Annotated in this window: 4 protein-coding genes; 3 read left to right on the top strand and 1 reads right to left on the bottom strand. The window is 64.1% G+C overall.

Annotated features, from left to right (window positions below):
- Positions 1-310 (top strand): hypothetical protein (locus ACVOKO_RS19305; protein ID WP_346500984.1); only part of this gene is annotated, 310 nt, incomplete at its 5' end.
- A gap of 236 nt (positions 311-546) precedes the next feature.
- On the opposite strand, the gene tyrS is transcribed toward ACVOKO_RS19305, so the two are convergent.
- A complete protein-coding gene (gene tyrS / locus ACVOKO_RS19300) occupies positions 547-1,761 on the bottom strand; it encodes a tyrosine--tRNA ligase (protein ID WP_346500982.1) in 1,215 nt (404 codons plus the stop codon).
- 167 nt (positions 1,762-1,928) lie between these two features.
- Between tyrS and ACVOKO_RS19295 the strand changes: the two genes are divergently transcribed.
- Positions 1,929-3,386, top strand: coding sequence for a peptidoglycan DD-metalloendopeptidase family protein (locus tag ACVOKO_RS19295; protein WP_346500980.1), 1,458 nt, complete (start codon positions 1,929-1,931; stop codon positions 3,384-3,386).
- Positions 3,387-3,459: 73 nt separating this feature from the next.
- Positions 3,460-4,584 carry an anhydro-N-acetylmuramic acid kinase gene (locus ACVOKO_RS19290; RefSeq protein ID WP_346500978.1) on the top strand — a complete coding sequence of 375 codons (1,125 nt, stop codon included), beginning with the start codon at positions 3,460-3,462 and terminating at the stop codon, positions 4,582-4,584.
- The last annotated feature ends 175 nt before the right edge of the window (positions 4,585-4,759 follow it).

Here is a 4,759-nt window from a genome sequence, read left to right as displayed (position 1 = left end):
CTTCGAATCAGGCCTCAGCGCCTTCTTCGTAGGCTGCGACGTTTCCGTCGTAGCGAGCCGCCCATTATATGGTGGCTTTTCTGCTTCGTCAACACCTCATTTCGGGGCGGTGACTTCAAACTTTCCTTCCGCTTGCGCCTCTTGCGAGGCCCCTGCGTCGGGGGAGGTGAAGTATGTGCTTCTTTGCAGGCTTTGTGAAGGGGGTGTGGAAGGTTTTTTCCAACTTTCGTTCACCGGGCCGCTGGAGAGGCCTTTGCTGCTTTGCTTGTACTTATATGTGTACGCCGCAATGCGCATGCAGATGGGTTGAGCGGGGTTTGGGGGGCGATGACGCAGATGGGCTTCGCCTTACCCTCTCCCCAACCCCTCTCCCGGTGGGAGAGGGGCTTTTGTCGCTGCCAGTGGAAGCTGCCTTGCTCGCCTGCACATCCAGATGAGCTGATCGGGGTTTGCGGGGCGATGAAGCAACCAGGCTTCGCCCTGCCCTCACCCCAACCCCTCTCCCGCACGCGGGAGAGGGGCTTTGGTCATCGGGGGCTTTGAGCCTTAGGCGCTTGCTACCAGCAGGACGCGGGCGAAGGTGCGCTTGCCAACCTGCAGCAAGCCTTCGAAACCGGGCTGCAATACGGTCTGGGCGTCTTCGACGACTTCGCCATCCACCTTCACCGCGCGCTCCTTGAGCTTGCGCGAGGCTTCGGAATTGCTGGGGGTCAGGCCGGCCGCGGTGAGCAGCGCGCCGATACGCAGGCCTTCGGCCGGAATCAACACTTCCTGCAACGGCAGCTGGGTGATGTCGCCCTGCCCGGTCACTGCAGCGTTCCAGCCTGCAATGGCCTGTTCGGCAGCGGCGGCATCGTGGAAACGGGTGGTCAGCTCACGCGCCAGGCGCAGCTTGATCTCACGCGGGTTGATCTTGCCCGCCTCGACGTCGGCGCGCAGCTGCTTGGCCTCGTCGATGGAGATATCGAAGCTGAGCAGGTCGATCCAACGCCACATCAAGGTGTCGTCCACCTTCATGGTCTTGGTGACCATGTCGATGGCCGGTTCGCTGATGCCGATGTAGTTGTTCAGCGACTTGGACATCTTGTTGACGCCGTCCAGGCCTTCCAGCAGCGGCATGGTCAGCACGATCTGTGCTTTCTGGCCGTGGTGCTCCTGCAGGCCGCGGCCCATCAGCAGGTTGAACTTCTGGTCGGTACCGCCGAGCTCGACGTCCGCTTCCAGCGCCACCGAGTCGTAGCCCTGCACCAGCGGGTAGAGGAACTCATGGATGGCGATGGACTGCTGGGCGGCATAGCGCTTGGCGAAATCGTCGCGCTCGAGCATGCGGGCGACGGTGTGCTGGCCAGCCAGGCGGATCATGTCGGCTGCACTCATCTTGCCGAACCACTCCGAGTTGAAGCGGACTTCGGTCTTTTCCCGGTCCAGCACCTTGAAGACCTGCTCCTCATAGGTGCGGGCATTGGCCAGCACGTCTTCCTTGCTGAGCGGCTTGCGGGTCAGGCTCTTGCCGGACGGGTCGCCGATCATGCCGGTGAAGTCGCCGATCAGGAAAATGACCTGATGGCCGAGGTCCTGGAACTGCCGCAGCTTGTTCAGCAATACGGTGTGGCCAAGGTGCAGGTCCGGCGCGGTGGGGTCAAAGCCGGCCTTCACACGCAGTGGGCGGCCGCTTTCCAGGCGCTGGCGCAGTTCTTCCACTTTGAGGATTTCGTCGGCCCCACGACCGATCAGGGCAAGGGCTTCATCAATCGAGGACACGCTAAAACTCCCGACTTCGCAGTCAAAAACATGAATGGTGTTAAGTACAAGTTAACCACGTTAACCGATCGAAAAGCCATGCGGCTCAATGGTTTGACGCGGAATTGATAGGTGTCTATGTTACCTGCGTTTGGGCCCGCGATCCGGGTCGACCAGAGAACCGACCGATGTCCCAATCCGATCATGGCTCCGCGCGCAAACAGCGCTTCCAGGAAAGACTCCACGTCCTGCACGACAACGCCCTGCATCGGAAGTTGAAGGAACATCTGCCCGCCGCGTTCAACGAACGCTGGAATCGGCGGCATTGGATCCACGCCAGCCTGTTCGTCACCATTGGTGCGCTGGCGGCGACGATTGTTCCGGGCTTTTCCAACGCCATCGACAGCAATCTGCCGTCGTCCCACTCCACGCTTGCCCTGCCCCTGCCGCCGCTGTCCCTGGCGCGACGTGGGGAAACGCCGGGCGACAGCTGGCAGATCCAGCGGGTGGAACGCGGCCAGACCCTGAGCGACCTGTTCGAAGCCGCCGGCGTGCCTGCCACCACGATGCAGAAGGTGCTTGACCACCCCGGTACCCGCGAGGTGCTGACCAAACTGCGCCCCGGCGCGGAAATCGCCTTCGACCTGCCGGTCAACGGCGCGCTGCGTACGATCCGCTTCGACCGCGATGGCAATCACCGGGTGGAACTGAGCCTGCAGGGCGACCGGATCAGCGAAAAGGTCAGCGAGCGTGCAACCAGCACCCGTACCGTGGTGGCCAGCGGTGAAATCACCAGTTCGCTGTACAACGCTGCGCGCAAGGCCGGTCTGTCGCCGTCGGCCATCGCCACGATGACCGATGAAATCTTCAAGTACGACATCGATTTCTCCAAGGACCTGCAGCCGGGCGACCGCTTCAGCGTGGTGATGGACGAGACCTGGCGCGAAGGCGAGCGCATCGACACCAGCAAGATCCTGGCGGCGACCTTCCAGACCGGCGGCAAGACCTATACCGGCTTCCGTTTTGACCGCGCCGGCAAGTCGGAATACTTCGACCTCAATGGCCGTTCACTTAAAAAGAGCTTCATCCGCTCGCCGATCCAGTTCGCCCGCCTGAGCTCGAACTACGGCACCCGCCGCCACCCCATCCTGGGCACGATGCGCACCCACAAGGGTGTGGATTACGCCGCGCGCACCGGTACTCCGATCATGGCTGCCGGTGATGCCCGCGTGCAGTTCGCCGGCACCCAGCGCGGCTACGGCAATGTGGTGATTCTCGACCACGGCAGCGGCCACACCACGCTGTACGGGCATATGTCGCGGCTTGGCCCCTACCGTGCCGGCCAGCGCGTGACTCAGGGCCAGGTGATCGGCTATGTGGGCTCAACCGGCATGTCGACCGGCCCGCACCTGCATTACGAATTCCGCGTCAACGGCGTGCACCGCAATCCGCTGTCGGTGACGATGCCGCCGCCGCAACCGCTGCAGGGCGCAGATCTGGCCGCCTTCCGTGCGCAGACCGCGCCGGCAATGGCGCGTATCCAGGGCATGGAAGAGCTGATCTACGCCGATGCCGGCGACAGCAAGCGGCCGGCGGCAACGCAGACCGCCGCCGCTACGCCGGCAGCTGGCGGCAAGCGCGGCTGAGCCTGCGCAACACCGTTGACGATACGGGCAGGGAGCTTGAAGCTTCCCTGCCCGTTTCTTTTTGGCCACCGCCATGACCTCTGTTGATCCGCAGCTGCCTCTGTTCCTCGGCCTGATGTCCGGCACCAGTGCCGACGGCATCGATGCGGCGCTGGTGCAGTTTCCGCAGAGCGGCGGATGCCACTTCGTGCATGGCTATACCCATGCCTGGGATGCGGCTACCCGCGAGGCCTTGATCGCGTTGGGCCAAGGCGCCGAGCCCGCGTCGATGGACGCACTGGGGCAACTGGATGCCAGCGTCGGCATTGCCTTCGCCGCTGCCGCAAACCAGTTACTGGAAGAGGCAGGCGTGCAGCGTTCGCAGGTGCAGGCGATCGGCTCGCATGGGCAGACCATCCGCCACCGGCCGCTGAGCACGCCTGCCTTTACCTGGCAGATTGGTGATGCCAACCGCATTGCCGAGCTCACCGGCATCACCACCGTGGCCGATTTCCGCCGCCGCGATGTGGCTGCCGGCGGTCATGGTGCACCGCTGATGCCGGCCTTCCATCTGGCGATGCTGGGCAGCGCCGATGAAGACCGCGCGGTGCTCAATCTCGGCGGCATCGCCAACCTGAGCCTGATTGCCCGCGATGGCAGCATCCGCGGCTTTGATACCGGCCCGGCCAATGCGCTGCTCGATGGCTGGTGCCAACGGCATCTTGGCCACGTGTTTGATGCCGATGGCACGTTTGCGGCCAGTGGCCGTGTGGATGAAGCATTGTTGGCTCGGTTGCTGGCCGAGCCTTGGTTTGCCTTGCCACCGCCGAAGAGCACCGGCCGCGAGCAGTTCCATCTGCAGTGGGTGGAAGCGCAGCTGGGTGCGGCGGCGTTGTCGCCGGCCGATGTGCAGGCCACCTTGCTGGAGCTGACCGCCGCTACCGTGGCCGACGCCTTGCTGGCGCAGCTGCCGGGGGCACGGCGGGTGCTGGTCTGCGGCGGCGGTGTGCGCAATCCGCAGCTGTTGCTGCGGCTGCAGGCGCGCTTGCCGGGTGTGCTGATTGGCTCCAGCGCCGCGCATGGGCTGGACCCGGATTACATGGAAGCAATGGGCTTTGCGTGGCTGGCGCAGGAGACGCTGGCGGGACGCCCGGGCAATCTACCCAGTGTCAGCGGCGCGCGCGGGCCGCGGATTCTTGGGGCGATTCATCTGGCTTGAGGGTGAAGCGATAGGGGGTAGGCGGTAGGCGGTAGTGCCGAGCCATGCTCGGCAGGGGCTCTACCGGGAACGCCCCAACGTAGTGCCAAGCCATGCTCGGCAGAAGCTTTACCGGGAACGCCCCTGCGTAGTGCCGAGCCATGCTCGGCAGAGGCTTTACCGGGAACGCCCCTGC

This window comes from Stenotrophomonas sp. STEN240 (assembly GCF_056756175.1).
The sequence above is the reverse complement of the archived record's forward strand: the minus strand, read 5'-3'. Positions and strand labels throughout refer to the sequence as shown.

Bases quoted from the DNA above. Each gene is read 5' to 3' on its own strand.
- ACVOKO_RS19290 (WP_346500978.1), top strand. From the start codon at position 3,460: ATGACCTCTGTTGATCCGCAGCTGCCTCTGTTCCTCGGCCTGATGTCC.
- ACVOKO_RS19295 (WP_346500980.1), top strand. From the start codon at position 1,929: ATGTCCCAATCCGATCATGGCTCCGCGCGCAAACAGCGCTTCCAGGAA.